Genomic DNA, 26,020 nt, shown 5'->3' with positions numbered 1-26,020 from the left:
TTTATTTGTTCTGTTTTTTTAATATAAAAAATAGTATTCAGTTTCCTAAATACTATTATAACTTATTTTATGCTGCTTTGCGTGCCGCGAGATACCGCTTTGCAAGGCCTAGAACGGCAGGAAGTAAAGATACGGCAACAATGGCGAGCATCACTAGCTCAAAGTTTTTCTTGATGAAGGGTACTTGCCCAAAGAGAAAACCTGCCCCTAAAGCGACCGTCACCCAAGCAAAACCACCTAGGAAATTGTAGAAGACAAACTTCTTATGTGGCATACGACTTGTTCCTGCTGTAAATGGAACAACTGTCCGAATGATTGGCATAAAACGTCCCAAGAAGATTGCCCATGAGCCCCATTTCTCAAAAAATTGCTCTGCTTCTTCAATATATTCTGGTTTTAAGAATTTTGATAAAGTTCTGTGCCGAGGAATTACATCTCCAAACTTCCGGCCAATCTCATAATTCAAAAGATTAGCCAAGAAAGCTAATGCTCCCATCGTCAAAATCAACAAGGGCATTGATAATTTAGTTGGATACAAGGCAGCCATGGATCCGACAAAGAAGAGGATAGAATCTCCAGGTAAAAATGGGAAGATAACTAAGCCCGTTTCAATAAAGATAATGGCTCCCAAAAGAACATAAACCCAGATATGTGCGCCTGGCGCATTCAAAAAACCAGAAATCCAGTCATTGAAAAAGCCAAACATCGAAAGTGTTGTAAACATATTTTAATTTTCCTTTTACTGTGCTGTTATTGTATTTACAATTTTACACTAAATATGAACCTTTATCAAATCCTCATAAGGTTATTTTTTTGGACAAATAGAGAAATTTTATATATTTTCGCCCTTTTTCATGTTATATTTTATTACACAAGTTATTTTTTTCAAGAATGTTTTATGGTATACTGACAAGTATATAATTGTTTATATAATTAATGAAACTTAGGAGAAATAATGAAATGAAGAAATTATTCCTTACATTATCTTTAATATTTGCCACGATTACTGGTATATCCTACGCTACTGCAACAAATGTTAGCGCTCAGGAAACTGTACGTATTGCAAGCGATAATGCTTATGCCCCATTTGAATTTCAAGATTCAGATAAAAACTGGGTAGGTATCGATGTAGATATCATGAAGGAAGTTGCTAAGATCAATGATTGGAAACTTGAAATGTCCTTTCCTGGGTTCGACGCAGCGCTTCAAAACTTAAAGGCTGGTAAAGCCGACGCTGTCATTGCCGGAATGACAATTACTGATGAACGTAAACAAATTTTTGACGTTTCAGACCCTTATTACACTTCAGCTATTACTTTAGCTACTACGAAGTCTTCTACCCTTAAGAGCTATGATGAGCTCAAGGGTAAAGCAGTTGGTGCTAAAAAAGGTACTGCTTCTTATGATTGGTTACAAAAAAATCAAGATAAATATGGTTATACAATCAAAACCTATTCTGATGGTGTTCATATGTTCGCTTCTTTGGCTGCTGGGAATATCGTTGGAGCGATGGATGAAGCTCCTGTCATTTCTTATGCCATCAATCAAGGGCAAGACTTGGCAATTCATCTTCCATCATTCTCGCTTCCTGGAGGTTATGGTTTTGCGGTAATGAAAGGTCAAAAACCTCAATTAATTGAAGGCTTTAATAAAGCTCTTACGCAAATGAAAGCTAACGGCGATTATGATAAAATCGTTCAAAAATACACAGGTGGTAAAAAAGCTACACCTAAAAAAGATGTTTATACTATTGCTTCTGACAATAGTTTCGCTCCTTTTGAATTCCAAAATACAGATAAAAAGTTTACTGGGATTGATGTTGACTTACTTAATGCCATTGCTAAACAACAAGGTTTCAAAATTAAATGGAACCATGTTGGTTTCCAACCTGCCGTAGATTCTGTCCAAGCAGGACATGCTGACGCAATGATGTCAGGTATGACTATTACAGAGGAACGTAAAAAAGTATTCGACTTTGGTGATGCTTATTTCGACTCTAATCTCACACTCGCTGTTCCTAAAACAAACGACGATATTAAAAAATGGGAAGACTTAAAAGGAAAACAAGTCGGAGCCAAAAAGGGAACTGCTGGTTATGATTACTTATCAAAAAATGAAAGTAAGTATGGCTACACTTTAAAAACCTTTACTGATGCTACTCCAATGTACTCTTCATTGAATAATGGTTCAATTCAAGCCATTATGGATGATGAGCCTGTTGTTAAGTATGCCATTAAACAAGGGCAAGAATTCAAAACTCCTTTTGAAACTGTCCCAACTGGTCAATATGGTTTCGCTGTGAAAAAAGGGACAAACCCAGAGTTGATTGAAATGTTCAACAATGGATTATCTTCACTACGCGCTAGTGGACAGTATCAAGAAATCGTTGATAAATATTTAGCTTCAAAAACTGAAACAACTACAGAATCAAATACTGAAAGTACAATGCTTGGTATTTTGAAAAACAACTGGAAACAATTAGGTAAAGGACTTTGGATTACAATTCAACTTGCTTTAGTTTCATTTGTTTTAGCAATGATTGTTGGTGTCATCTTTGGTCTTTTCTCAGCCAGCCCATCACCAGCTCTACGTACCATTTCACGTATCTATGTGGACCTTAACCGCTCAATTCCACTTTTGGTATTAACCATTTTCATTTTCTATGGTATTCCAAATATGCTCCAACTCCTCACAGGACATCAGAGCCCTCTGAATGAGTTTACAGCCGGTGTGATTGCCTTGACCCTTAATGAATCAGCCTACATTGCCGAAATCGTCCGTGGAGGTATCGCTGCGGTACCAACCGGACAAATGGAAGCCAGCCGTTCACTCGGTATTCCTTATGTGAAGACAATGCAAAAGGTAATCTTACCACAAGCTGTTAAGATTACAATTCCTAGCTTGATTAACCAATTTATCATTACACTTAAAGATACAACTTTGGTATCTGTTATCGGATTGGTTGAACTCTTACAAGCTGGTCAAATCATCGTTGCCCGTAACTTCCAAGCCTTCCGTGTTTACGGTTTGATTGGTTTGATTTACATGATTGTTCTACTTCTTTTGATGTGGGTAGGACGTCGCATCGAACAAAAAATGAAATAAGGAGATTAAAGATATGCCTGTACAAATCGAAGTTACAGATCTTCATAAAACATATGGTAAAAACGAGGTCCTTAAAGGTATCTCCGCAAAATTCAACAAAGGAGATGTTGTTTGTATCATAGGTCCTTCTGGTTCTGGTAAATCAACATTCCTCCGTACATTAAACGGCCTAGAAGATGCAACTAGTGGTGATGTTATCATCAACGGTTACAACCTTACAGATAAAAATACAGATATTAACTTGGTTCGCCAACACGTCGGAATGGTTTTCCAACACTTTAACCTTTTCCCTAATATGACTGTTTTAGAAAATATCATGTACGCTCCTGTTGAACTTAAAAAGTTAACAAAAGCTGAAGCAAAAGAAAAAGCTCTTCGCTTACTTGATGAGGTTGGTCTCGGAGAGAAAAAAGATACAATGCCTGAAATGCTTTCAGGTGGTCAAAAACAACGGGTAGCTATTGCACGAGCACTTGCTATGGATCCAGATGTAATGCTCTTTGATGAGCCCACATCTGCATTGGACCCTGAAATGGTTGGAGATGTTCTGGACCTTATGCGTCGTATTGCTGATGATGGCATGACAATGCTCATCGTAACACACGAAATGGGCTTTGCACGCAAAGTTGCTAACCGTGTCATGTTTACAGATGCTGGCGTAATTCTCGAAGATGGTAAACCAGAAGAACTCTTTGAAAATCCACAACATCCACGTCTACAAGATTTCTTATCAAAAGTATTGAATGTTTAACTAAAAAAAAGACTTTCTACTAACAAAGAAAGTCTTTTTTTTATTCAGAATATGTTAAAACGGAAAGGAGCTTAACCTTTCCGTTTTGTTATTCTGTAGCGGCAGCTTCAGTTGTATTATCTGTTGCTTTTTTAGCAGCTTCAGGATTTTTCAAATCATTGAGATATTCTTCTTTAGGTTTTGCATAAATTCCTGCTTCCATATCAATGACTTGCGGAGCTTGAAGTTGCTTTGCGACATTGGTATAGTAAGGAAGTTTATCTGATATTTGACTCAAGGAAACTCTAACCTGGTTGCCATCTGACATGTCTAAAGCGATAAAGTCTTTCGTGGCTTTAGTCGGCGCCTTGCTTACAGTAGTAATAAGGTTCCGTATTTCGGGCTTGAGCTTCATATAAGCCGTTATAAAGGTTTTTACTTCTTGATCTGAAAAACTCTTTAAGATCGGTAATTTCGTAAGTTTGTCTTTGGAAATTGCTTGATTACTTAAAATATAACCATTTTCCAAAACTTGATAAGTTTTTCCTTTTTGTTCAACATAAGCAACCTTTTGAAACTCTGTCACTTTTGCTTCGACATTATTAGGAAAAGAAATATGTAAATTCACTGATTTCACACGAGGGAATTGTTGAACAATGCTGTTCTCAATCCCTCTTCGGTTTCTAAGTACTCCATATATTCTATCTGTAGGCCTAAGTTTTGAAGCTTTTACGATTGATTCAAATGACTCATTTTGGTTTCCTGAGACAGTAAATGTTCCAATCTTACTGATAGGTGAAACAGCATAGACCGATGTAAGAAACAGAAAAATAGTAATGAACAGAACAGGCCACATCTGTTTAAAAACTTCAAAGCTCCCATCAAAGATAGAGGGTTTTGCTTCCTCTTCAGGTTCATTGTCCTCAGCAAAATCATCAGAATTACTCCATTCCGATGTTTCACTCTCTTCCATCGCATCAGATTCTAGATTCTGAGTGACTTCTTCCTGTTCATTATCAGGTTCTACTTTTTTGTTTTCTTTTTTATTTAAAAACTTCCGTTTTTTGGGTTCCTCAGATTCTTCTTTACTTTCAGCCGCTTTTCGGCGCTGATATTCAAGATTTTTCTTTTGCCAAGGCGTAAGGTTTTCTTCACTCATTATTTTTTAATTTCTTTCACAAGTTTATAAAGTCGATCGCTTGCATCAGGTACACCTGCTTTTTTGCTGGCTGATGACATGGCTTGATAAAGTGCTTCATCAGAGAATATCTCTGAGATACTTGCAAGCATTTTCTCTGCTGTAAGCTCTGCATCTCTAATCATCTTAGCTGCGCCGATATCCACAAGAGCTTGGGCATTTTTGGTTTGGTGATCTGCTGTGACGTTAGGACTAGGAACAAACAGGGTCGGAAGACCAAGAGCTGTAATCTCAGCAATCGTAGTCGCTCCCGCACGGCATAGAATCAAGTCTGATGATGCTAACACTTCAAGCATATTTGAAATATAGGGGCGAATGGCGATATTTTCAGTTGTATCATATTGAGCAAACTCAGCATGATCTTCATCAAAATAAATTTGTCCAGAAGCATAAACAACTTGATAATCTTCTTCTGCAAATTTAGGGAGAGCTGCTTTAACAGCTTCATTGATGGTTTGAGCACCACGAGATCCCCCAAAAATTACTACTGTTTTTTTATCTTTGTTGAGCTTGTATTCTGTTTCTAAAATATCCGTAGCTTTTAGTGTAGCAACTTCTTGGGCACGCGGATTACCTGCAAAAACAGTCTTTTCTTTTGGAAAATAAGGTCGAGCTGCTTCAAATGCTACAGCTACTCTATCCACATACTTACTTAAGAATTTATTAGTAATTCCTGGAATAGAATTTTGTTCATGGACAATAGTTGGCACCTTTAGCTTAGCTGCTGCATAAAGTACAGGACCTGCTACATAGCCTCCTGTTCCAATAACCACATCTGGTTGAAAGTCTTTGATAATTTTCTTAGCATCAGATGTTGATTTCAAAAACTTGTAAACTGTCTTAAAGTTATTTAGAGAGAGACTACGACGAAAGCCTTGTACATCCACTGTTTTAAAGGCGACACCTGCAGCAGGAACGATTTTATTTTCGAGGCCACGTTTTGTACCCACATAGAGAATTTCAGAATCGGGTTCAAGTTTTCTCAGATGATTAATAAAGGACAAGGCAGGATAAATATGACCTCCTGTGCCTCCCCCCGTTACAATAATTCTCATATTATTTCACTTCACCTTTCAACTCTTCAAACGCCTTGATGAACAAATCTCCCCGTTCTTCAAAGGTTTTATATTGATCCCAACTCGCACAAGCAGGACTAAGTAATATCGTATCACCTACGGCTGTTTTTTCAAAAATCTCTTTCAGCGCAGTAGCTACATTTTCAGTTTTAAGAGTTGGAATATGCAACTCATCCGCTAATTGTTGCAATTTTGGTGCAGTTTCCCCAAACAAAACCATGCCTTTAACACCTGAAACTGCTTCAGAAAGTTCTTCAAAGCCATTCCCGCGATCCAAACCACCAGCTAAAAGCCACAACTTACTGTTGTCAAAACCAGAGAGAGCTTTTTCTGTTGCCAAAATATTCGTTGCTTTACTGTCATTATAAACTTTACGTCCCGCGACTTCTCCGAGATATTGTAAACGATGTTTAACACCTGAAAAACTGGTGAGTTCTTCAACGATAGCTTCGTTTTTAGCCCCTGATAACTTAGCAACCGCTATGGCTGCAAGAGCATTTTCAAGATTATGTTCGCCGGGAAGAGCCAAATCAGCAACTTCCATGATATATTCCCCTCGGTAATACATCTTGCCCTCTAAAGAATAGGCCCCATCTACTTTTTCTTCCGTTGCAAAAGCTACTACATGTGCAGCAGTATGTTCTGCCAAAGCACGGCACTTTTCTTGATTGTAATTAAGGACTAGATATTCATGGGCTGTCAAGTTTTCTTGAATACGCCATTTGGCCGCTTCATAAGCTTCTTGTGAACCATGATAATCCAAATGGGATGAAAAGATATTTGTAATCAAAGCAATTTGAGGTTTGAAATCAATAATCCCCATAAGTTGGAAACTTGAAAGCTCCATAACTAAGGTGTCTTGAGGCGTAGCTTCAGCTGCTACAGCCGAAGCTGGGAAACCAATATTACCTGACAATTTTGCGGATTGGCCGTCAGTGTTCAAAATATCTGCAATGAGTGTTGTTGTCGTTGTTTTACCATTTGTCCCTGTAATACCAATGATTGGTGCCTCAGAAACAAGATAAGCCAGCTCCACTTCAGTAATAACCGGAATTTTTTTATCTATAGCTTTTTTAACCATCGGATTATCATAAGGAATTCCTGGGTTTTTCACCATGAAGTCAAAATTTTCATCTAAAAGTTCAATAGGATGGCTACCACAAATAACTTTTATCCCTTCCTCAAGCAAGGCCTGAGCTGCTGGATTTTCATCAAAAGCTTTACCGTCATTAACGGTTACTAAAGCTCCTAGTGAGTGGAGTAAGCGAGCGGCAGCTTCTCCAGATTTTGCCAACCCAAGGATTAGCACATTTTTATGTTCAAAAGTCGTGATTTTTTTCATTGTTCCTATTCTTTCTACTTCCCTCTATTTTACCGCTATTTGCCTATTTTTTCAATATAGAATTAGAATTACAAAGTATATATCCTAAAAACGTAGAAAAAACAAAAACTTTATCCGAGGGCAAATAAAAAAGCAGAGAGCAGGTCATTCTGCTTGCTGCTTTTTTATTCAGGCTTTCAAAAATCGGGAAAGAAAAGCACGTGTGCGTTCTTCTTTAGGTGCTCCAAAAATTTCTTCTGGTTTTCCTTCTTCGGCAATCACGCCCTTATCCATGAAAATTACACGGTCGCTCACATCACGCGCAAATTCCATCTCATGCGTTACAATAACCATAGTCAACCCTGTTTCCGCTAACCCTTGCATTGTTTGGAGCACTTCTCCCACCATTTCGGGATCCAATGCTGATGTCGGCTCATCAAATAAGATAACATCTGGATTCATTGAAATAGCTCGTGCGATAGCAACACGCTGTTTTTGCCCCCCTGAGAGTTGTGTTGGTTTCGCATTAGCAAACCGAACCATGCCAACTTTTTCAAGATTTTCTAGAGCAATGGCCCGTGCTTCTTCTTGATTTTTCTTTAATACAGTTACCTGTCCTGCCATAACATTTTCGATAACATTCATATTATTAAAGAGATTAAAACTTTGAAAGACCATGCCGAGATGAGTACGATATTTAGGGATATCAAAACCTTTAGCTAAAACATTTTCTCCCTTATAAATAATTTCCCCGCCAGTGGGCTTTTCCAATAAATTGATAGAGCGCAGTAAGGTTGATTTTCCACTTCCTGATGAACCAATGATGGAAATAACTTCCCCTTTGTTGACTGTCAAATGAATATCTTTTAGGACTTCATTCGTGCCAAATGATTTTTTCAAATGATTAATTTCTAAAATAGCTGTCATTTAGGCATCCCCCAATTCTTGTACTTGCATTTGATTTTGGATTGGAACATATGCATCTGGACCATCCATTTTTCTTTCCACAAAACGTAGAATACGTGTCACTGTAAATGTAAGAACAAAGTAAATCGCACAAATTACAGCGAAAGTTTGGAAATACATAAAGTTTTGTTGAGCAACTGTTGTTCCTTGGAAGAACAGCTCTGTTACAGAAATCACGGACAACACAGAAGTGTCTTTAATATTAATAACAAATTCATTACCCGTAGCAGGAAGAATATTTCTTAGCACCTGTGGTAAAACAACTTTACGCATCGTTTGGCCATGAGTCATCCCAATAGCCTGTGCGGCTTCAAATTGTCCTTGGTCGACAGAGAAGATCCCTCCACGAACAATCTCTGACATATATGCCCCTGTATTAATTGAGACGATGATAAGTGCTGCCCAAGTTCGATCTAAACTGAGTCCAAATGCTAAAGCCGTACCATAATAGAGTACCATAGCTTGCACAATCATTGGCGTGCCACGGAAGATTTCGATATACGCAGTAATCAACCAACCAAATACTTTATGAAGAATAGCTAAGAACTTATTGCTAATCTCTGGAATAGTACGATAAACACCAATTAATAGACCCAAAATTGTACCAAGAATTGTACCAATCAATGAAATGAATAATGTCATCCCTGTACCATTAAGAAACTGTTTACCATTGTCTCTTACGATACTGATAATCTGATCATACCAAGCACCTTGAGTTTTAGCTTCAGGTTGTGCGGCTATCATTTTGTCCATCAGCTCTTTTTGGTCTTGTGGAGTAAAGCCTGTTAGAAAGCTGTTAATCACAGGTAAGTTAGGGTCGTTTTTACGTACACCTACTGCTACAGTAGTGTCATCTGAGTTTGTTACAAAACCTTTACCTTCGCCAAACTCAATCATTTTGAAATCAGGATTAGCTTTTTCTGCTGTAACTCCTTCAGGGCGCTCAGCCACATAACCATCGATGGCACCACTTTGTAAAGCTACACGCATGCTTGAAAAATCTTTCATAGCTGTTTGTTTACTTACATTTTCAATCTGGTCAATCATGTTATAGTGGAAAGTTCCCAACTGAGCTGTAATTTTTGCTCCAGAGAAATCCGCTAAGCTTGATGCTTGGGCAAAAGTTCCGCCACTTTTTACCATCATTACAAGGTTAGACGTGTAATAAGGCTCAGAAAAGGCAATTTGTTCTCTCCGTTCAGCTGTGGGAGACATTCCTGCAATAATTCCATCAATCTTGCCTGATTTTAAAGCTGGCAGTAGACCATCCCAACTTGACTTTACAATCACCAAGTCTTTATTTAACTTATCTGCAATCTTTTTAGCGACTTGTACGTCATATCCATTGGCCCACTGACCATCAACACCATCAATAGGGACAGCACCATTGCTATCATCATACTGCGTCCAGTTGAAGGGAGCGTAAGCCGCTTCCATCCCCACACGGAACTGATCTGCACTGGCTTTTGAACTACCGATAAATAATATCGTAAACAACGTCGCGACAAGTAAAAATAAGTTTTTTCTTCTCATAATACTCTCTCTTTCATTTTTTCCAAATAAAAAGCAACCTTTACACAGAGAGGTTGCTAAACGTTGTACGTGATCTATTATCAGTAAGTAACGAATAGCACTCCGCAAAACTGCGACAGTTCAGCAAGTATCCCTTGCTGCCCCAACAAATCCACTTGGACGAGTGAATTTATTTCGGCAATGTCTCCTCCATTTTACTTCAACGCTTGTCCAGCTCAGTAAAATTTCCTATTCATTGCGACCTCTATCATTTTATTTGTATATTGTACTCTAAATCTTAACTTTTTTTTTGCAAATTGTCAATAAATTACTCGAATCATCAAATTAATTAGAAAAATTATAAAAAAATAAAAACTATATCCAGTGTACACACTTTCAATAGTTTTTCATTTTTATTTAATTTTAGGGATTTTCAAGATAAATTTAGAACCTTCTCCTAGAACCGAAGTTACACTAATATCCCCTTCATAGTTTTTCACAAGTCGACTAATAATCGAAAGACCGAGTCCAGTTCCCCCTATATCACGATTACGCGCCTTATCCGCACGGAAGAAGCGCTCAAAAATATGCTTCAGGTCCTCTTCACCAATACCGTAACCATGGTCTTCCACACTTGTAATGATGAAGTTTTCGTCTTCTTCCAAATGAATGCTTACTTCTTGACGATCTGCTGGTGAATACTTTATAGCGTTGTCAATCAAGATTTTCAGTCCTTGTTCATAATGGTTAGGGTAAATATGGGCTAATCTTCCTGGGGTCAAGTCATTTTTTACTGTCAAATCCAAATCCGGATGAATAAGTAAAAAGTTTTTCATCAAAAAGTTTGAAACTTCAATTGGATCGCAAATCAAGTCCTCATCTCGGAAATCAATGCTTTCTAATCGTGCCAAGGCGAGCATTTCTTCAAGCATGGTCCGCATCGTCTTAACTTCCTCAATACTTGCCAACAAAGATTCATCAAGCACTTCGGGATCGTTTTTCCCCCAACGATTCAAGAGATTTAAATGCCCGTCAAGAACCGCTAATGGAGTCCGTAACTCATGGCTCACATCTGAAACAAACCGTTTTTGCTGATCCACATACTCGTTAATTTTGGTCATCATATCATTATAGACCGTAGCCAGCTCTTCGATTTCATCGCCTGTCTGAATCACCACAGGTTTGAAATCCATACTCAAGTTATTGGTTCTGGTGATAATAGCATCATGTAAACGCTCAAGTGGTTTGATATAACGACTTGCCATAAAGTAACCTACAAATTGAGCGATAAAGAGCGCGATTATTTCTAAAATAATCAGGGCGATGAGTAACTTCGTACGTACAGTATAATAATAACTCATGTCGTAGAAAGCTTGCACATAGCCAACCAGCTTCCCTGTTTTCTGAGAATGAACAGGGCGTTCTACTAAGTATCCAGAATAGTCCCCAAAGGTACGTACCGCATCAGTGGAATCCCCCACATCTTTTCTCAGAGGAAAACCATAAGCATTCGTAGAATAAAGAAGATTTTCACTCACGTCAAAAACATAAAAAGACTTTCTCGATCCAATCATACTCCCTAAAGTCTCAAGTTCATTCTCTCTTGCTTGATTTGAAGTCGTATAGTCTCTCGCATAAGCTAAATAGTTTGAGAGGTTTTTTTCTGACAAAGGCATTTCAGCCTGAGACAGACTCTGTTCTACATTATCCAAAGCTCTCATCATGTCATCTTTTTCAGAGTTGATAAAAGTTGTGATTGTGAGTTGATAAACCAATACTGCAAAAATAGTAAAGGTGATAAAACAGAAAATTGTATTAGCAAAAGCCCAGCGAAGCATAATGCTCCGCTTTCTTTCTGGTAGACTTTCTGTTATTTCTTTTTTCGAATCAAAAAATTTTGCCATGTCACATTTTTCTATTTCTTTTAGATGTCATAGTAATAATAAATCTAGTGGGGGAACCACTAGAAATTTTTTTATTTATTTGCGGTCGCGCATGACATATCCCATCCCACGAACGGTTTGGATATAGCTCTCACGCCCTTCCACATCAATTTTGTTACGCAAATAGCGAATATAAACGTCAACAACGTTTGTCTCGGTTCCTTCTTCATAACCCCAGACTTCTGAAACCAAATACTCACGTGTTACAACGTCACCCACATTTTGCATGAGTGTTAAGAGCAAGTCATATTCCCGGCGTGTAAGGTCGATAACCTTTTTACCACGATGAACCGTACGGTTTGTTTTATCAATCACCAAGTCGCGGAATGAAGTGTTATCTGCCTTCTCCGCGATATGAATATTATCTTCACGACGGAAAAGTGAACGCACACGAGCCAAGAGCTCTTCGATGGCAAAAGGTTTTGTAATATAGTCATCAGCACCAATATCAAGACCAGCAACGCGGTCCATAGTTGAATCACGCGCCGTCATCATAATAATATGAGTATCTTTTTCACGGCGTAAGCGACGTGCAACCTCGAAGCCATCAAGTTCAGGTAACATCAGGTCAAGCAAAATCAAATCATAATCTTTTGACATCGCTTCTTCAAGACCTCTACGACCATTATCTTGAACGGCAGTCTGGTAACCTTCATGCTCAAGCTCAAGTGAAACAAATCTCGCAATATTTTTATCGTCTTCGATAATCAAAATACGTTTAGATGAATTCATAATTTAGCCTCATTAATATCTATCTTTTTTAGTTTTATTTCCTCTATAACAAAATTATAATATAATTGTAATTTTGTTGCAAGTGTTTTATGAGATTTTTCTTAATTTTTTTCTTCTGAGAAAAGTCCAGCCAAACCGGCAAAAGGAGATTTATTTTCTTTGTTTTCTTCTTCTTCTTTTTGTTTCTTATAATCTGCTTCAGACATAACTGCCCAGTTTTTACCTGAAGGTAAGCTTGCACTTCCTTCTTCTTCATCTTCAGCTAAAATCTGCAAAGGAATTTCTAGAAGAATATTGTCAGCCACAGACTCTGACAAACTAATCCAATCCGCTTCAAGTGTAAAAATCATGTCACTATCTAGTAAATCTTCATTCTCTTTAAGAAATTCTTCTGTAGTAAAAGCTTCATTCACTTGAATTTCCATGGGATAATCTACAGGCTTTAGGCTGCGTGATGATGGCAAAGTGAGACCTACCTTAAGAGTATAGTCTAAGTAGTAGATCCCCGTGTCATAAGAAATTTGACCTTGAACTTTGACTGGTTTTGCATCCAAAATTTCCTCTGAACGCTGTTTGAGGTCTGCAGTCAGTTCCAGTTCTTCCTCAAATTTAATTATTTTCTTTTTTGATATTTCAAGAATAGACCATTTCATTATTTATATTTCCTTTACTTTTGTATTTGCTCAAGAGCAGCAGTTCTTGATTGCGGCTATTTCTCCAATTTCTTAACAGATATCTTTGTTCTATTATATGATATTTTTTAATTTTTTTATAGCCCAATGAACTAAAGATATTCACTTCCTGCTGTGCTCTCTGCATATTGTGGTTCTTATTTGTCAAAGCAAAAAGAACGATAATAAAAAAGCGCCGAAGCACTTTTTTATTTTCCATATTTCTTGTTGAAACGAGCGATACGTCCGTCCGCTGCTTGGAATTTTTGACGGCCAGTATAGAATGGATGTGAGTCAGATGAGATTTCCACACGAATCAATGGATAAGTGTTTCCGTCTTCCCATTCAACAGTTTCTTTCGAACCTTTAGTTGAACCGCTCAAGAATTTAAAACCAGTAGTTGTATCTAAGAACACAACAGGTTGGTAATTAGGATGGATGTCTTTTTTCATTTTGCAAAATTTCCTTTCTGCCTTGGACTGTTTGCCAGACCAAAGTTTGTTAGACCTTAATATTCTAACAGATTTGTTCTTGAAATTCAAGCTTTTATTGACTATAAAATAAATTATTCTTTAAATAAAATTTGACGTGGTGTTTTTGGTAAAAATCAATACTTTTATCTCATTTTTAACTACTTCTCCAGGAAACTGAGAAGAAAAAAGAAGATAGTTTTTCTATCTTCTTCACTCTTGATTTTCTTAGGCTTTTTCTTTTTTCAAGTAGCCGAACATTAATCCAGACACTACTGCACCTACTAAGACAAAGAGGAGATACAATAAAGGATTATTTGTCAAGGCCAATACAAAGATACCACCGTGAGGAGCCATTAATTTGATACCAGCTGCACCAACAAGCCCACCAGCCAAAGCAGAACCGACAACGAATGATGGAATCGCACGCGCTGGGTCCGCTGCTCCGAATGGAATAGAACCTTCTGTGATAAATGAAAGGCCCATGACGATATTTGTCAATCCTGATTGACGTTCTTCTTTTGTAAATTTATTTTTGAAGAAGAGGACAGCAACTGTCGTTGCAAGCGGTGGTACCATACCACCAGCCATAACAGCAGCCATAATAACTGATCCACCTGTAGCAACGCTTGCTGCCAATGTTCCTGTACCAAAGATATAAGCAGCTTTATTGATTGGACCGCCAAGGTCAACCGCCATCATTCCCCCAACAACAAGGCCAAGAACCAAGGCTGAAGCTCCGTTAAGGCTGTTCAAGAAATCTGAAAGACCAGTGTTGATTGCAGCCATTGGGATGTTGATGAAAAGCATGAGCAAACCTGTGATAAATGTCCCCAAAAGTGGGAAAATGAGTATGGCTTTAATCCCATCAAGTGATTTTGGTAAGACAGTCAAAAGCTTACGCAAGAGAATAATTACTCCACCAGCGATAAAACCACCTACCAAAGCGCCAAGGAAACCAGAAGGAATCATTGTTGCAGGGTCCAGTTTACCAAAAGCAAGACCAGATGAAGCCATGGAACCCGCTACGAAACCGGCAACAAGTCCAGGTTTATCCGCGATAGAGTTGGCAATAAAACCTGCCAATACAGGAAGCATGAAGGCAAAGGCTGCTCCCCCAATATTTTTAAAGTAGGCTGCAATTGGATGATAAGTACCTAGGTTGGCCAGCTGATCTTTAGGAACACCCATAGACTGGTCAATCAAGAAGGCAAGAGCAATCAGGATACCACCACCTACGACAAACGGTAACATCGCAGAGACACCACCCATGAGGTGTTTGTAAAAGGCTTTACCAATACCGCCTGAGCTTTCTTCTTTCACTTCATCTGCCGCATCTGCTTCAAACTTTGGAGCATTACCTGAGATTGCTTTATTGATGAGCTCTTCAGGTTGGCGAATAGCTGCTGCTACTGGAACTTGTACCATCGGTTTTCCAGCAAAACGATTCATTTCAACTTTTTTATCTGCTGCAACAATAATACCATCTGCTTTTTGGATATCTTCTGAAGTCAGTTTGTGGTCAATACCACGCGCGCCGTTTGTTTCAACCTTGATAGCGATTCCCATTTCAGCTGCTTGTTTTTTTAGGGCTTCTTCAGCCATATATGTGTGGGCGATACCTGTTGTACAAGCTGTTACTGCTAAGACATAGTGCTCGCTGTCTGTCACTTGTTCAATTTCTTCTGTTTCTTCAGAGAAAAGTTCAAGAACTTGACGCGGATATTTCGCTGCTTTTACTTTGTCGGTAAAGCCAGCTTGCAGCAAGAATTTAGAGAGTTGTGCTAAAGCTTCAAGGTGAGTATCGTTTGCTCCTTCTGGTGCTGCAATCATGAAGAAAAGATTGACAGGCTGACCGTCTAAAGCTGCATAATCTACACCAGCTTGAGATTTGGCAAAAAGGACAACTGCTTCGTTCACTGCTGTGTTTTTGCTGTGTGGCATAGCAATTCCATCGCCTAAACCTGTAGAAGTTTGTGCTTCACGGGCCATGATACCAGCTTTGAATGTATCAAAGTCACTAACGTAACCTTCAACGACTAATTTGTTCACCATTTCATCGACTGCTGCTTCTTTAGATGTCGCCTGAAGGTCTAAAATCATGACTTCAGTTTTGAGTAAATCTTTGATTTCCATAATCTTTCTCTTTTCTAATTTTTATGTATTTTTTCTATGGCTACTTTTTCAAAGCATTCTTTTAGGAAGCTCTCACTTGGCATATCTTCTGAGAAGACTTTGGCCGTACCACATGCCACACCTTGTTTAAAGGCGCGGAGTGGATCTTGACTTCGGCTCCATTCGGCAAGAAAGCCTGCAACTGTAGAATCACCCGCACCGATAGAGTTTTTCAACTCTCCTTTGATTGGGGCTGCAAAGTATGTTTCATCATCTGTAAAGAGCAAAGCTCCATCTCCTGCCATGGAAATCATGACATTCTGTGCACCCTCCTCAAGTAATTTCTTACCATATGGAATGATGTCTTCTTTTGTTTCAAACTTAACAGAATAAATTTCCTCTAATTCTTCACGATTCGGCTTGATAACTAAGGGTGAATGCTTCAAGGTTTTCAATAATTTTTGTCCATCTACATCAATAGCAAACTGAGCGCCTCTGGCCTTAACTTTTTCAATCAATACTTCGTAGAAATCTTCGCCTAAGCTTTTAGGTATGGTACCTGCAAAAACGACAATATCTCCTGATTGTAATTTATCGAATTTACTGAGGAAAGCATTTATTTCCTCCTCGGTCAAGGACGGCCCTGCTGCGTCAAAGGAAGTTTCTTCTTGGGCATTGACTTTAATTTTGGTATTAATACGAGTTGTGCCAGCAATGGGCGTGAAATCCGACTGGCTACCAATATTTTGAAGATAGTCCTGAATAAATTTACCAGGAAAGCCTCCGAGAAAACCGAGAGCTGTGTTGTCCACCTTTAAAAGTGACATCATTCGACTTTCAACAATACCCTTTCCTCCTGGAAGCATACGGGTCTCTGTTGCTCGGTTGACTTGACCAAGTTCAACTTGTTCAAAATCCATGAAATAGTCTAATGCTGGATTTAGTGTTACTGTGTATATCATAATTTCTCCGTTATAAGTTCTATTTGGTCACTGTCTGCAAACTTTACGAAGCTTGTTTGACCAATTTTACTACTATCAAGAAGGAGATAACTTGTACGGCTTTGCTGAATGGCTTGTGCTTTGACTGCTGCCTCTTCACTATCTGGTGTCATCGCCCCGAGTTCTTTATCAAAAGCATTTGCACCAATAAAAGCAAGATTAAAGCGATAAGTGCTTAATTGTGCAATAGCTGAACTGCCAATTATCGCATCCGTTTGCTTTTTAACTCTCCCGCCCAGCAAATAGACAATCAAGTTTTCACTTGTTAGTCTTGGCAAATGACTAATAGAATTCGTCACGATTGTTAATCTTTTACCTGATTGATTGAGTAAATGACAGAGCGGTGTCACTGTTGTACCTGCATCCAAGTAAATAATGTCACCTTCTTTAATCTTCGCAAAAGCAAGAGCGGCAATTTTTTCTTTTTCTTGAACGTTTTTGGAAGATTTTTCCAAAATCGAAAGTTCTTCCGAAAAATCTTGCTGCAGTTCCGCACCACCGTGTACACGGCGTAAGAAGTTCTCTTCTTCGAGTTCATTCAAATCCCTTCTTAAAGTAGAAACAGAAGCCTCTGTTACAGTAGAAAGTTCCTCTAAAGTTGCAGCTCTTTGCTCTTTTAGTAAAGCAAGTATTTTTTCCTTACGCTCTGTCGCTAACATTCGCTCTCTCCTTCTGAATTCGTTTACATTTTATATTATACACCATTTTCGTTCAAAGTCAACCAAAAACTACCATTTTCATTTAAAAAAAGACTCAAGGTAATCCTACCTTAAGTCTTTGAGTGAAAGAGGCTAACCTGTCTGCGTTTCTTGGGACTCTAAGTTATTAATCTTAACAGTTGGTTTCTCCAAAAACTTTTGCATCTTCTCTTTATCAAAACCTACCTGCAGTTGTTTTTCATCAAGAATTAGAGGTACTTTTAGAAGTGTGGCATTTTCCTCTATTAACTCCATAAATTCTTCTAACATTAAATAGTTGAGATCAATATTCAACCGGCTAAAAGCTCGCGTTTCTCTAGAAATAATTTCTTCCAAACCATTCTCTGTTAAAGAAATAATCTGTAAAATCTCTTCGGAAGAAATTACTTGTGATAAAATATCGATTTCCACAAATTTAATTTTATGCGAATACAACCAACTTTCTGCTTCTTTTGTCTCCTGATTAGAGGAGATTGTGTAAATTTTAAGCATTAGCAATCTCCTTTCTTTTATAGATAGAGCCTCTTTGTTATTTTTATTATCCTATTTTATATTATTGAACACAAATGAAATGCTTTTCATAGAAATACGAAAAATAAAAAAAAGCCCCAAGGCACTAGGCTTTTGGGGCTTTTGGGGCTTTTGGGGCTATTTGACTTTATTTAACTTCTTCGAAGTCGCCGTCAACAGTGTTGTCATCTTTAGGAGCATCTTCTCCGCCAGCTTCTTGACCTTCTGTTGCCGCTTGTTCAGCATTAGCTTGCTCGTAAAGTTTTACTGCAAGGTTTTGAGCGATTTCGCTAAGAGCTTCAGATTTAGCTTTGATATCAGCGATATCTTCACCTTCAAGAGCTTTTTTCAATTCTTCTTTAGCGTCTTCTGCTTTTTTCACTTCAGCTTCGTCTACTTTACCTTCAAGATCTTTGATTGTCTTTTCAGTTTGGAAAACAAGAGCATCTGCTTCGTTACGAGTGTCTACTTCTTCTTTACGTTTAGCATCAGCATCGGCATTTGCTTCAGCATCTTTCATCATCTTATCGATTTCTTCATCAGAAAGGCCTGAGTTAGATTTGATAACGATAGTTTGTTCTTTTTGAGTGCCCAAATCTTTTGCTTTAACTGATACGATACCGTTTTTATCGATGTCGAATGTTACTTCGATTTGTGGCACACCACGTGGTGCTGCAGGAATATCTGTCAATTGGAAGCGACCCAATGATTTGTTATCTGCTGCCATTGGACGTTCACCTTGAAGCACGTGGATATCAACGGCTGGTTGGTTGTCTGCTGCAGTTGAGAAGACTTGTGATTTAGAAGTTGGGATTGTAGTATTACGTTCGATAAGTTTTGTAAATACTGATCCCATAGTTTCGATACCAAGTGAGAGTGGAGTTACATCAAGAAGAACAACGTCTTTAACATCACCTGTGATAACACCACCTTGGATAGCAGCACCCATCGCAACTACTTCATCAGGGTTAACTGATTTATTTGGAGTTTTACCTGTTTCTTTTTGAACAAGTTCTACAACTGCTGGGATACGAGTTGAACCACCAACGAGGAGGACTTCATCGATATCTGAAGTTGAAAGACCAGCATCAGAAAGGGCTTGACGTACAGGTTCGCGTGTTGCTTCTACCAATGATGCTGTCAATTCATCGAATTTAGCACGTGTGAGTGTCATTTCCAAGTGGAGAGGACCTGCAGCACCTGCAGTGATAAATGGCAATGAAATTTGTGTAGAAGTTACACCTGAAAGGTCTTTTTTAGCTTTTTCAGCTGCATCTTTCAAACGTTGAAGCGCCATTTTATCTTGAGAAAGGTCAATAGCATTTTCTTTCTTGAATTCAGCTACCATGTAATCAATAATCGCTTGGTCAAAGTCATCACCACCAAGTTTGTTGTTACCTGCTGTTGACAATACATCAAAGACACCATCACCTAATTCAAGGATAGAAACGTCAAATGTACCACCACCAAGGTCAAAGACAAGAATTTTTTCATCTTTATCTTGTTTATCCATACCATAAGCAAGCGCAGCTGCTGTTGGTTCGTTAACGATACGTTCTACTTCCAAGCCAGCGATTTTACCCGCATCTTTTGTTGCTTGACGTTGTGCGTCATTGAAGTAAGCAGGAACAGTAATAACCGCTTTTTCAACTTTTTCACCCAAGTAAGCTTCGGCTGTAGCTTTCAAGTTTTGGAGGATCATAGCTGAAATTTCTTGAGGTGTGTATTCTTTACCACCTGCAGAAACTTTTTCATTTGTTCCCATTTTTGATTTGATTGAGATGATTGTATCAGGGTTTGTTACTGCTTGACGTTTTGCAGCATCACCGACTTGAATTTCACCATTTTTGAAAGCTACAACAGATGGTGTTGTACGATTTCCTTCTGGATTTGGAATAATTTTTGATTCAGTTCCTTCAAGAACTGCTACTGCTGAGTTTGTTGTACCAAGGTCAATACCAATAATTTTAGACATATGCTCTACCTCTTCTTATTTTATTATTTTTATCTATTTGTTATAGTTTAGGGACATTTCGGTCACTTGATTTCTTATTGAGCTACGACAACCATTGCTGGGCGTAGGATACGATCGTGGATTTGATAGCCTTTTTGGAAGACTTGAACGACATGATCTGCTGGATGCTCCTCATCCGCTGGAACAGTTTGCACGGCCATGTGGAAGTTTGGATCAAAAAGACCATCGACTGCAACTTCAGTCACACCTTCTTCTTTAAGTGCATTAATCAAACTTTCACGCGTCATTTCCAAACCTTTTTTAACATCTTCTGTCAAACCTTCAACAGCAAGTGCACGTTCCAGATTATCCAAACTTGGTAAAATCTTTTTAGCCAAGTCTTGCGAACGGTATTTCAAAATACTTGTACGTTCTTCGTTTGCACGACGTTGGACATTTTGCATCTCGGCACTGACACGCAAGAATTTATTTTCCCACTCGTCGGCTTTTGCTACAGCTGCGTCAAGTTCAGAAACTTCTTCTTCCACGATGTCTTCAAGTGCTTCTTCTGTAAGTTCCTCAACAACTTCTTCATCCTGGACTTTTTTCTTTAGTTCTTCTTTATTTTCTTCAGCCATATTGTTTCCTTTTCTTTTAAAAAATTTCATATGTTAACTTATCTCATAATGATTACCATCAAGATAGCGATAGTAATCCATTAGTTTCATACTTAAGACTTTAGCAAGTAAGTCAAGCGTACTTAGCGTTTTTTGATAGTCTTGCTCCACCGGCCCAATCACAGTCAGTGTACCCAAACCTCGGTAAGGAATGACAAACTTTTGATTGATTAACGTGAGGTTTGCAAAGTAAGATACATTATCAATAACAACCGAACGCATCTCATCTGTATTGGTTAATTCACGTATTTCCTGAGCCATACGTGCGTCATCGCTTAAAAGTTTGTAAAGTTCGGACAGGTTATCTGTCGCAAACTCAAAGACATGCTCCCGACCACTGCTGGTCAACTTTTCTGTAAGCAAGTCCGCAAAGACTGAATCAAAAAGTTCTAAGACCTCACTTGTGGTTTTGAAATAACGTTGTACAATCTGCGGTATTTCAGTTCGTAAAGCGTAATGTACTTCCAGAACTTTTTTACCCACCAAGCGTTCCTTGATTAAACGAGTGAAGACTTTCAAGTCATGCTCACTCATACTTTTAGGAAGAACAAATTGGTTGGTTCGGATTTCGCCAGTAGCTAAGCTCATCGCTGTTAGTATCGAGTGGTTATCTAAAGTAACTAGCTCAAAAGACTGCAAGACTTGCTCTTTTTGAGGTACATTGAGTACAAAAGATGTCAAACCTGTCAATCTGGATAGCACTTCGCTCGCTCTCTCGAATAAATCCGATAAGCGATAAAATTCACCATCAAATGACTTCATAATCTGGAAAAGGTCATTTTGTGTAAACTCTTCTAGACGTAATACATTTTCCACAAAGTACTTATAACCAGAAATGCTAGGGACACGCCCACTGGATGTATGTTCTTTTTGGATAAGACCAAGATTTTCGAGAGCTTTCATATCATTTCTGATGGTTGCACTCGAAGCTTTAATCTGCTCCAATAAAGCTTTAGAACCAACTGGAGTATGCTCTTTAGCGTAAAGAGAGACGATCAAATCCAAAATCTGTTGCTGCCGTTCTGTAATCATTTTGTCTCCCTTCTTCCATTTTAGCACTCGACACCTCCAAGTGCTAACAATCTTATTATAACCCTTATCAAATAACTTGTCAAGCAAAAAAACCAAAAATTAGCACTCTTTTTTATAGAGTGCTAATTTTAAATTTTATTAAATTAATGCCATTTCTTTAGCAATAAAGCGGATACTAAACAAGCTAATAAAAAGGACAGCAAGGGGATAGAGTAGTGTCAAATTTTGCTGGTGTGTAAAATATTGATAAAGCCAATCAACGAGTACTAAACCAGCACAAATTTCTAAAAGTAAGATTCCGACATGAAAAAAACGGATAATCAGAAGGATAATCACAAAAACGAGAAGCACTTGAATAACGTTTTGCCACTGAGCAACCGGGGCTAAAGTTTGATTGATAAAATGAGTTACTGTACGACTTGTATTTTGAAAAAAAGTCGTAAAAGCATTGGGAGCAGCTAAAAGCCTCTGGGATACCTGCATGAGTGTGTAGATAAATAGGGCGATATTAGCATATAAAATAAGATGTGCTTTATTCAGCATAGTTTCGTTACTCCTTTGGAATTTCTTTCCGTTTATTCTGGCAATAACCTTAAATATTGTTCAAGCGTTAAGTTATGTTTTGTCATATACTTCGCGTTTTCTACACCCACATAACGAAAATGCCAGTCTTCATAATCTACACCTGTGGAGGACTTTCCTCCTTTTGGAAAACGTAAGACAAAACCATAATTGGGAGCAATTTTTTTAACTTCTTCCACAACATCTGCAGGACTTTGGTTCAGCGCATCTATGGTTGACATATCCACAGCCAAACCTGTCTGATGTTCTGAACTTCCTGCGGGTTGTGAATAAGTTTTAACATTTGCTTCTGCCTCTTCACGGGAAATAGCTTGGCCGGTATTATTTACTGACCCTGCCGCTCCCACCATTTCGTTTTCGACATAACCATTGAATAGCTGTTCTTGATAAGCGACAGAGCGATAAGCAGAAATCAAATGCTCAGAAGGATCAATAGCCTGTGCAGCAGCTAAAAATTCTGTTAGTGCCTCAGCTATTCGACTGTCCACCTGCACACTACCTATAGTAGTTAAGTCGGGAGAAAGTTCTTCTTTAGGATTTTCTCTATTAACCAAGATTAGATTCCAGTCCGATTGATGAGCATCTGGTAAGTCTGCTTTCTTACTTTCGGATTCTGAACTTGAAGGGTTTGACGTACTTGATGCAGTGGTTGTAAGAGATGTTTCTGGTTGATTAGTATCTCGGGTTTTAAGCTTGCTCACAGTGAATACACAGATACCAATGAAAGCTATAAGAACAAGAATACTCCCAATCACTTTACTTTTATTTAATTTTCTTTTTTTAGTTTTTCTTTGCATTTTTTAACACTTCTGCCCCGAGTTTACGGTAAAACATTGATCCAACTTCACCAATTTTAAATTGACCATTTTCAAAAGTAAGATGCGTTACAGAACCATTGTCTAAGTCATGTGGGCGCTCTTCATCAGGACGAAGCATTTTAACATAGCTCGCAATAGTCATGCCATGGCTGACAATGACGATGTTTTTTGCTCCAGCCGCTTCTGACTCTGCAGCCATCTCACCAAAACCTGACATAATGCGTCCAGAAAGTTCTTCCCAAGTTTCGGCCCATCCTGCTGTGTCTACTTCGTATATTGCACGCGCAAGTTCCTCATCTGTAGGAAAACGACCAGAGTCCTTCATACCTTTTTCAGCAAATATAATAGGAAGAACGCCATCAAAAAGTTCACCATCATAGCCACCATCAAAAGAGCCAAAGCACCATTCCCGGATACGTTTATCCATCTTATAAGGAATATTTTGATTTTCTGAATGTTCCAGGATGAATCCCATTGTTTGAATGGTTCGTCCCGAATCCGACGAATAAGCGCGATCAAATTTCAATCCTTTTTCCTTGAAACCTAACCCTAATTCCATGGCACCACGTTCACCCTCTGCCGTCAATGGTGTATCTGACCAACCTTGTGCACGCCCGATTGTATTGAACATTGTTTTTCCGTGTCTTACTAAATAAATTTCAACCATGAATTCACCCTATCTTCTAACTGTGTATACCTTAATATTATACTTTATTTCAAAGTAATTTAACAGACAAAAAAACCTCTTGCAGTCCAAGAGGCTTAAATATTTATGCTATATCTTAGCTGAATTTTTTAATTTTTTCTTGGATTTCATGTGCAGATTCTTTTAACTTATCCGCTTCATCTTTAGATAGACTTTCAATAAATCCTGGATACGCTTGTACACCTTCACGACCAACAAGCGCTGGTGTTGATAAGTAAGCATCTAGTTCAGCATCATAGTGTGAGCAAACGACCGCTGCCTTAGCATCAGAGAGAATCAAGTTCATCAGGCTCACTGAAGCTGCTGCAATAGCAAAGTTTGTATAGCCTTTACCTTCATAGACTACAAAACCACCATGACGTGCTGAATTTTCAATAATTTCAAGATCAAATTTATTCTTAGCAGCTGTTTTTTCAAATGGTACCCCACCAATAGTAACTGTCGACCACGCCGCAAACTGTGAATCACCATGCTCACCCAGCATATAACCATTCACACTTCGTGCATCTACACCAGCTTCTTCAGCAATGTAGCGGTGCAAACGTGCTGAATCCAAATAAGTTCCTGTGCCAAAAACTTTATTTTTTGGAAGATTAAGTGCTTGTGAATAAAGTTGTGCAATCACATCATTTGGATTTGTCACAATTAAGAATACACCTTTAAAACCTGAAGCATTTATTTCATCGGCTACAGCTTTAACCATTGGTGTATTGATTTTAAGTTCTTGGAAGCGGTCTTGAGCATCCAAAGCTTTGATATGTCCCAAGGCTGAAATAACAACTTCTGCATCTGTAAGATCTGGATAATCTCCAACCGTAATCTTTGTGTGACTATTCAGTAAGCTTGCAGCATCTAACATGTCAAAAGCTTCTGCCTTTGATTTTGCTGTATTTTTATCAATGAGGACTAATTCATCAACATAACCTGCTTGCACAATCATTTGAGCAATCATCGCTCCGACATTTCCTAAACCAATTATACCTACTTTACGCATCTGAATCTCCTTTTAATATAGAGGAAAGCTCCCCTTACTTGTTTCATTGTATCAAAAAAAATCCCCTTTTTCAGAGATTTTTTCTTTTATTGACTAAAGAAGTGACGTAACCAACCTATTTTTTTCAACGCACTTAGCAGTAAAGCAGAGGTACCGATACCGGTAACGACGCCCCCAGCACCTGCGGCGTTAACTGCAATAGCATGCTTACGAGAAGCGACTTTTTCAGCTACATGAGGCAATTGCTGTCTTAATTCTCCTTCAGCAGTATTATCTACCAAGTAGGCTGTGGATTGAGGGACTAAAGTTAAGGATTGAGCAGGAAAAGTTTCTCTAGTCGAATAAGTGGGGCCGACATTTGGCTCTTTTCTATCGTTAACTTTCTTTACTGTAGTCGGTTTTAGTTTTTTAGGTTCATTTTTTTCTTTGGTGGGCACGTCTACTTTTTTCTCATGTGATGTAGGTGGGGCTATCGGGGTGAGTGGTTTTGGCGGATCTACTGTCACTAGTGGCAGAGTGATATCGGGGGTTACAGGATTGACAGGGGGTGCTGTTGGAGTAACCGGTTTTGGTGGGTCTATTGGGACTGGTGGTAGCGTGATATCGGGATCAATGGGTGGGGCCGTCGGGGTAATTGGCTTCGGCGGTTCAGTTATTGTGGGGGGTATGACAATATCTGGAGTTTCTGGATTGGTTGGTACTGTTGGAGTAATCGGATTTGGTGGTGCTATAGACTCTGGATTTGGCACGTCTGGCGTTACTGCTGTTTCTCCTTCAATTGTAGATACGTCTTTGACCAAATAAATTACAAAACTTACACCCTTTGCTGTATACTGAGTTGAGCGACAGGCCTCTTCTAGAGTAGCATATACAATGCCTTGATGGTTAGCCACTTGCTGAATGGTAATATCTTTAGGAAGGGAAATTACAGGGGGAATTATTCTTGTTTTTAGCTCCCCCCTTTGTGTGAATGCTTCGGGTAGCGTAGCATTAGGGATAGCTTCTCCCCATTGAAAACTGAAATATATCTCTGATTGAAGCGGGCTTGAGGAAGTTGCAGGATCCAGTAAAGCATTGGATGTTCCTGCTGTATGTGACGAGTCATCTGTGGCAATGGAAGATGCTTCAATTTTTCCTATGTTTGCAAAGATACCTATTATTAAGGCACCCATCAAAACGAATCCTTTTATGTTCTTTCTCATATAAAAT

The 26,020-nt window shown here is 38.6% G+C and carries 25 protein-coding genes and 1 riboswitch; of the genes, 2 read left to right on the top strand and 23 right to left on the bottom strand.

Annotation, left to right across the window (positions count from 1 at the left end; all coding sequences use genetic code 11):
- Positions 1-67: 67 nt before the first annotated feature.
- A complete protein-coding gene (locus I6G50_RS00845; protein WP_003135038.1) occupies positions 68-724 on the bottom strand; it encodes a VTT domain-containing protein in 657 nt (218 codons plus the stop codon).
- Positions 725-960: 236 nt separating this feature from the next.
- Here I6G50_RS00845 and I6G50_RS00840 point away from each other — a divergent pair, with 236 nt between their 5' ends.
- Positions 961-3,105 (top strand): amino acid ABC transporter substrate-binding protein/permease, encoded by a 2,145-nt coding sequence (locus I6G50_RS00840; RefSeq protein ID WP_003135039.1) that lies wholly within the window; start codon positions 961-963, stop codon positions 3,103-3,105.
- Between the two features lie 13 nt (positions 3,106-3,118).
- Positions 3,119-3,856, top strand: coding sequence for an amino acid ABC transporter ATP-binding protein (locus I6G50_RS00835; RefSeq protein ID WP_003135040.1), 738 nt, complete (start codon positions 3,119-3,121; stop codon positions 3,854-3,856).
- Positions 3,857-3,944: 88 nt separating this feature from the next.
- Here the strand turns inward: I6G50_RS00835 and I6G50_RS00830 are convergent, their stop codons facing one another.
- The 22 genes from I6G50_RS00830 to I6G50_RS00725 all read right to left on the bottom strand — a co-directional run bounded on the left by I6G50_RS00830 (position 3,945) and on the right by I6G50_RS00725 (position 26,013).
- The gene (locus I6G50_RS00830) at positions 3,945-4,994 is read right to left on the bottom strand and encodes a cell division protein FtsQ/DivIB (protein ID WP_197908883.1); all 1,050 of its coding nucleotides are present in this window, start codon (positions 4,992-4,994) and stop codon (positions 3,945-3,947) included.
- Complete coding sequence (murG, locus tag I6G50_RS00825) at positions 4,994-6,088, bottom strand: undecaprenyldiphospho-muramoylpentapeptide beta-N-acetylglucosaminyltransferase (RefSeq protein WP_197908882.1); 1,095 nt, start codon at positions 6,086-6,088, stop codon at positions 4,994-4,996. The genes I6G50_RS00830 and murG overlap by 1 nt, the downstream gene beginning before the upstream one ends.
- Before the next feature lies 1 nt (position 6,089).
- Positions 6,090-7,451, bottom strand: a complete 1,362-nt coding sequence (gene murD / locus I6G50_RS00820) for a UDP-N-acetylmuramoyl-L-alanine--D-glutamate ligase (protein WP_197908881.1) — start codon at positions 7,449-7,451, stop codon at positions 6,090-6,092.
- 168 nt (positions 7,452-7,619) lie between these two features.
- The gene (locus I6G50_RS00815) at positions 7,620-8,357 is read right to left on the bottom strand and encodes an amino acid ABC transporter ATP-binding protein (RefSeq protein WP_003135044.1); all 738 of its coding nucleotides are present in this window, start codon (positions 8,355-8,357) and stop codon (positions 7,620-7,622) included.
- Positions 8,358-9,929, bottom strand: coding sequence for an ABC transporter permease subunit (locus tag I6G50_RS00810; protein ID WP_003135045.1), 1,572 nt, complete (start codon positions 9,927-9,929; stop codon positions 8,358-8,360). It abuts the gene before it with no gap.
- 87 nt (positions 9,930-10,016) lie between these two features.
- Positions 10,017-10,184: riboswitch (Lysine riboswitch) on the bottom strand.
- Positions 10,185-10,321: 137 nt separating this feature from the next.
- Positions 10,322-11,812, bottom strand: coding sequence for a HAMP domain-containing sensor histidine kinase (locus I6G50_RS00805; RefSeq protein WP_197908880.1), 1,491 nt, complete (start codon positions 11,810-11,812; stop codon positions 10,322-10,324).
- A 75-nt stretch (positions 11,813-11,887) separates the two neighbouring features.
- Positions 11,888-12,583 (bottom strand): response regulator transcription factor, encoded by a 696-nt coding sequence (locus tag I6G50_RS00800; RefSeq protein WP_003135047.1) that lies wholly within the window; start codon positions 12,581-12,583, stop codon positions 11,888-11,890.
- A 101-nt stretch (positions 12,584-12,684) separates the two neighbouring features.
- Positions 12,685-13,236 carry a YceD family protein gene (locus I6G50_RS00795; RefSeq protein ID WP_003135049.1) on the bottom strand — a complete coding sequence of 184 codons (552 nt, stop codon included), beginning with the start codon at positions 13,234-13,236 and terminating at the stop codon, positions 12,685-12,687.
- A complete protein-coding gene (locus I6G50_RS00790) occupies positions 13,217-13,474 on the bottom strand; it encodes a hypothetical protein (RefSeq protein ID WP_197908879.1) in 258 nt (85 codons plus the stop codon). The genes I6G50_RS00795 and I6G50_RS00790 overlap by 20 nt, the downstream gene beginning before the upstream one ends.
- A complete protein-coding gene (locus tag I6G50_RS00785) occupies positions 13,464-13,706 on the bottom strand; it encodes a type B 50S ribosomal protein L31 (protein ID WP_003135050.1) in 243 nt (80 codons plus the stop codon). Before I6G50_RS00785 ends, I6G50_RS00790 begins: the two co-directional genes overlap by 11 nt.
- A 246-nt stretch (positions 13,707-13,952) precedes the next feature.
- Positions 13,953-15,860, bottom strand: coding sequence for a PTS fructose transporter subunit IIABC (locus tag I6G50_RS00780; protein ID WP_197908878.1), 1,908 nt, complete (start codon positions 15,858-15,860; stop codon positions 13,953-13,955).
- A gap of 14 nt (positions 15,861-15,874) precedes the next feature.
- Positions 15,875-16,801, bottom strand: coding sequence for a 1-phosphofructokinase (gene pfkB / locus I6G50_RS00775; RefSeq protein ID WP_197908877.1), 927 nt, complete (start codon positions 16,799-16,801; stop codon positions 15,875-15,877).
- On the bottom strand, positions 16,798-17,499 hold the full coding sequence (locus I6G50_RS00770) for a DeoR/GlpR family DNA-binding transcription regulator (RefSeq protein ID WP_003135053.1): 702 nt from the start codon (positions 17,497-17,499) through the stop codon (positions 16,798-16,800). Before I6G50_RS00770 ends, pfkB begins: the two co-directional genes overlap by 4 nt.
- A gap of 132 nt (positions 17,500-17,631) precedes the next feature.
- A complete protein-coding gene (locus I6G50_RS00765) occupies positions 17,632-18,030 on the bottom strand; it encodes a Spx/MgsR family RNA polymerase-binding regulatory protein (protein ID WP_003135054.1) in 399 nt (132 codons plus the stop codon).
- Between the two features lie 166 nt (positions 18,031-18,196).
- Positions 18,197-20,023 (bottom strand): molecular chaperone DnaK, encoded by a 1,827-nt coding sequence (gene dnaK, locus I6G50_RS00760; protein WP_197908876.1) that lies wholly within the window; start codon positions 20,021-20,023, stop codon positions 18,197-18,199.
- 74 nt (positions 20,024-20,097) lie between these two features.
- Positions 20,098-20,640 carry a nucleotide exchange factor GrpE gene (grpE, locus tag I6G50_RS00755; RefSeq protein ID WP_042753113.1) on the bottom strand — a complete coding sequence of 181 codons (543 nt, stop codon included), beginning with the start codon at positions 20,638-20,640 and terminating at the stop codon, positions 20,098-20,100.
- A gap of 33 nt (positions 20,641-20,673) precedes the next feature.
- Positions 20,674-21,711 carry a heat-inducible transcriptional repressor HrcA gene (gene hrcA / locus I6G50_RS00750; protein WP_042753114.1) on the bottom strand — a complete coding sequence of 346 codons (1,038 nt, stop codon included), beginning with the start codon at positions 21,709-21,711 and terminating at the stop codon, positions 20,674-20,676.
- 138 nt (positions 21,712-21,849) lie between these two features.
- Entirely contained in the window at positions 21,850-22,254 is a 405-nt protein-coding gene (locus I6G50_RS00745; protein WP_197908875.1) for a hypothetical protein, read from the bottom strand.
- Positions 22,255-22,286: 32 nt separating this feature from the next.
- Complete coding sequence (locus I6G50_RS00740) at positions 22,287-23,090, bottom strand: M15 family metallopeptidase (protein ID WP_197908874.1); 804 nt, start codon at positions 23,088-23,090, stop codon at positions 22,287-22,289.
- Positions 23,074-23,778: a histidine phosphatase family protein gene (locus I6G50_RS00735; protein WP_003135061.1), complete on the bottom strand. Its 705-nt coding sequence runs from the start codon at positions 23,776-23,778 to the stop codon at positions 23,074-23,076. The genes I6G50_RS00740 and I6G50_RS00735 overlap by 17 nt, the downstream gene beginning before the upstream one ends.
- Positions 23,779-23,893: 115 nt before the next feature.
- Positions 23,894-24,811, bottom strand: coding sequence for a lactate/malate family dehydrogenase (locus I6G50_RS00730; protein ID WP_197908873.1), 918 nt, complete (start codon positions 24,809-24,811; stop codon positions 23,894-23,896).
- An 86-nt stretch (positions 24,812-24,897) separates the two neighbouring features.
- Entirely contained in the window at positions 24,898-26,013 is a 1,116-nt protein-coding gene (locus I6G50_RS00725) for a hypothetical protein (protein WP_197908872.1), read from the bottom strand.
- Positions 26,014-26,020: the final 7 nt, after the last annotated feature.

Source organism: Lactococcus garvieae (assembly GCF_016027715.1).
In the GTDB taxonomy this organism is placed as follows: Bacteria; Bacillota; Bacilli; order Lactobacillales; family Streptococcaceae; genus Lactococcus; species Lactococcus garvieae_A.
This window is presented reverse-complemented; position numbering and strand designations above follow the sequence as displayed.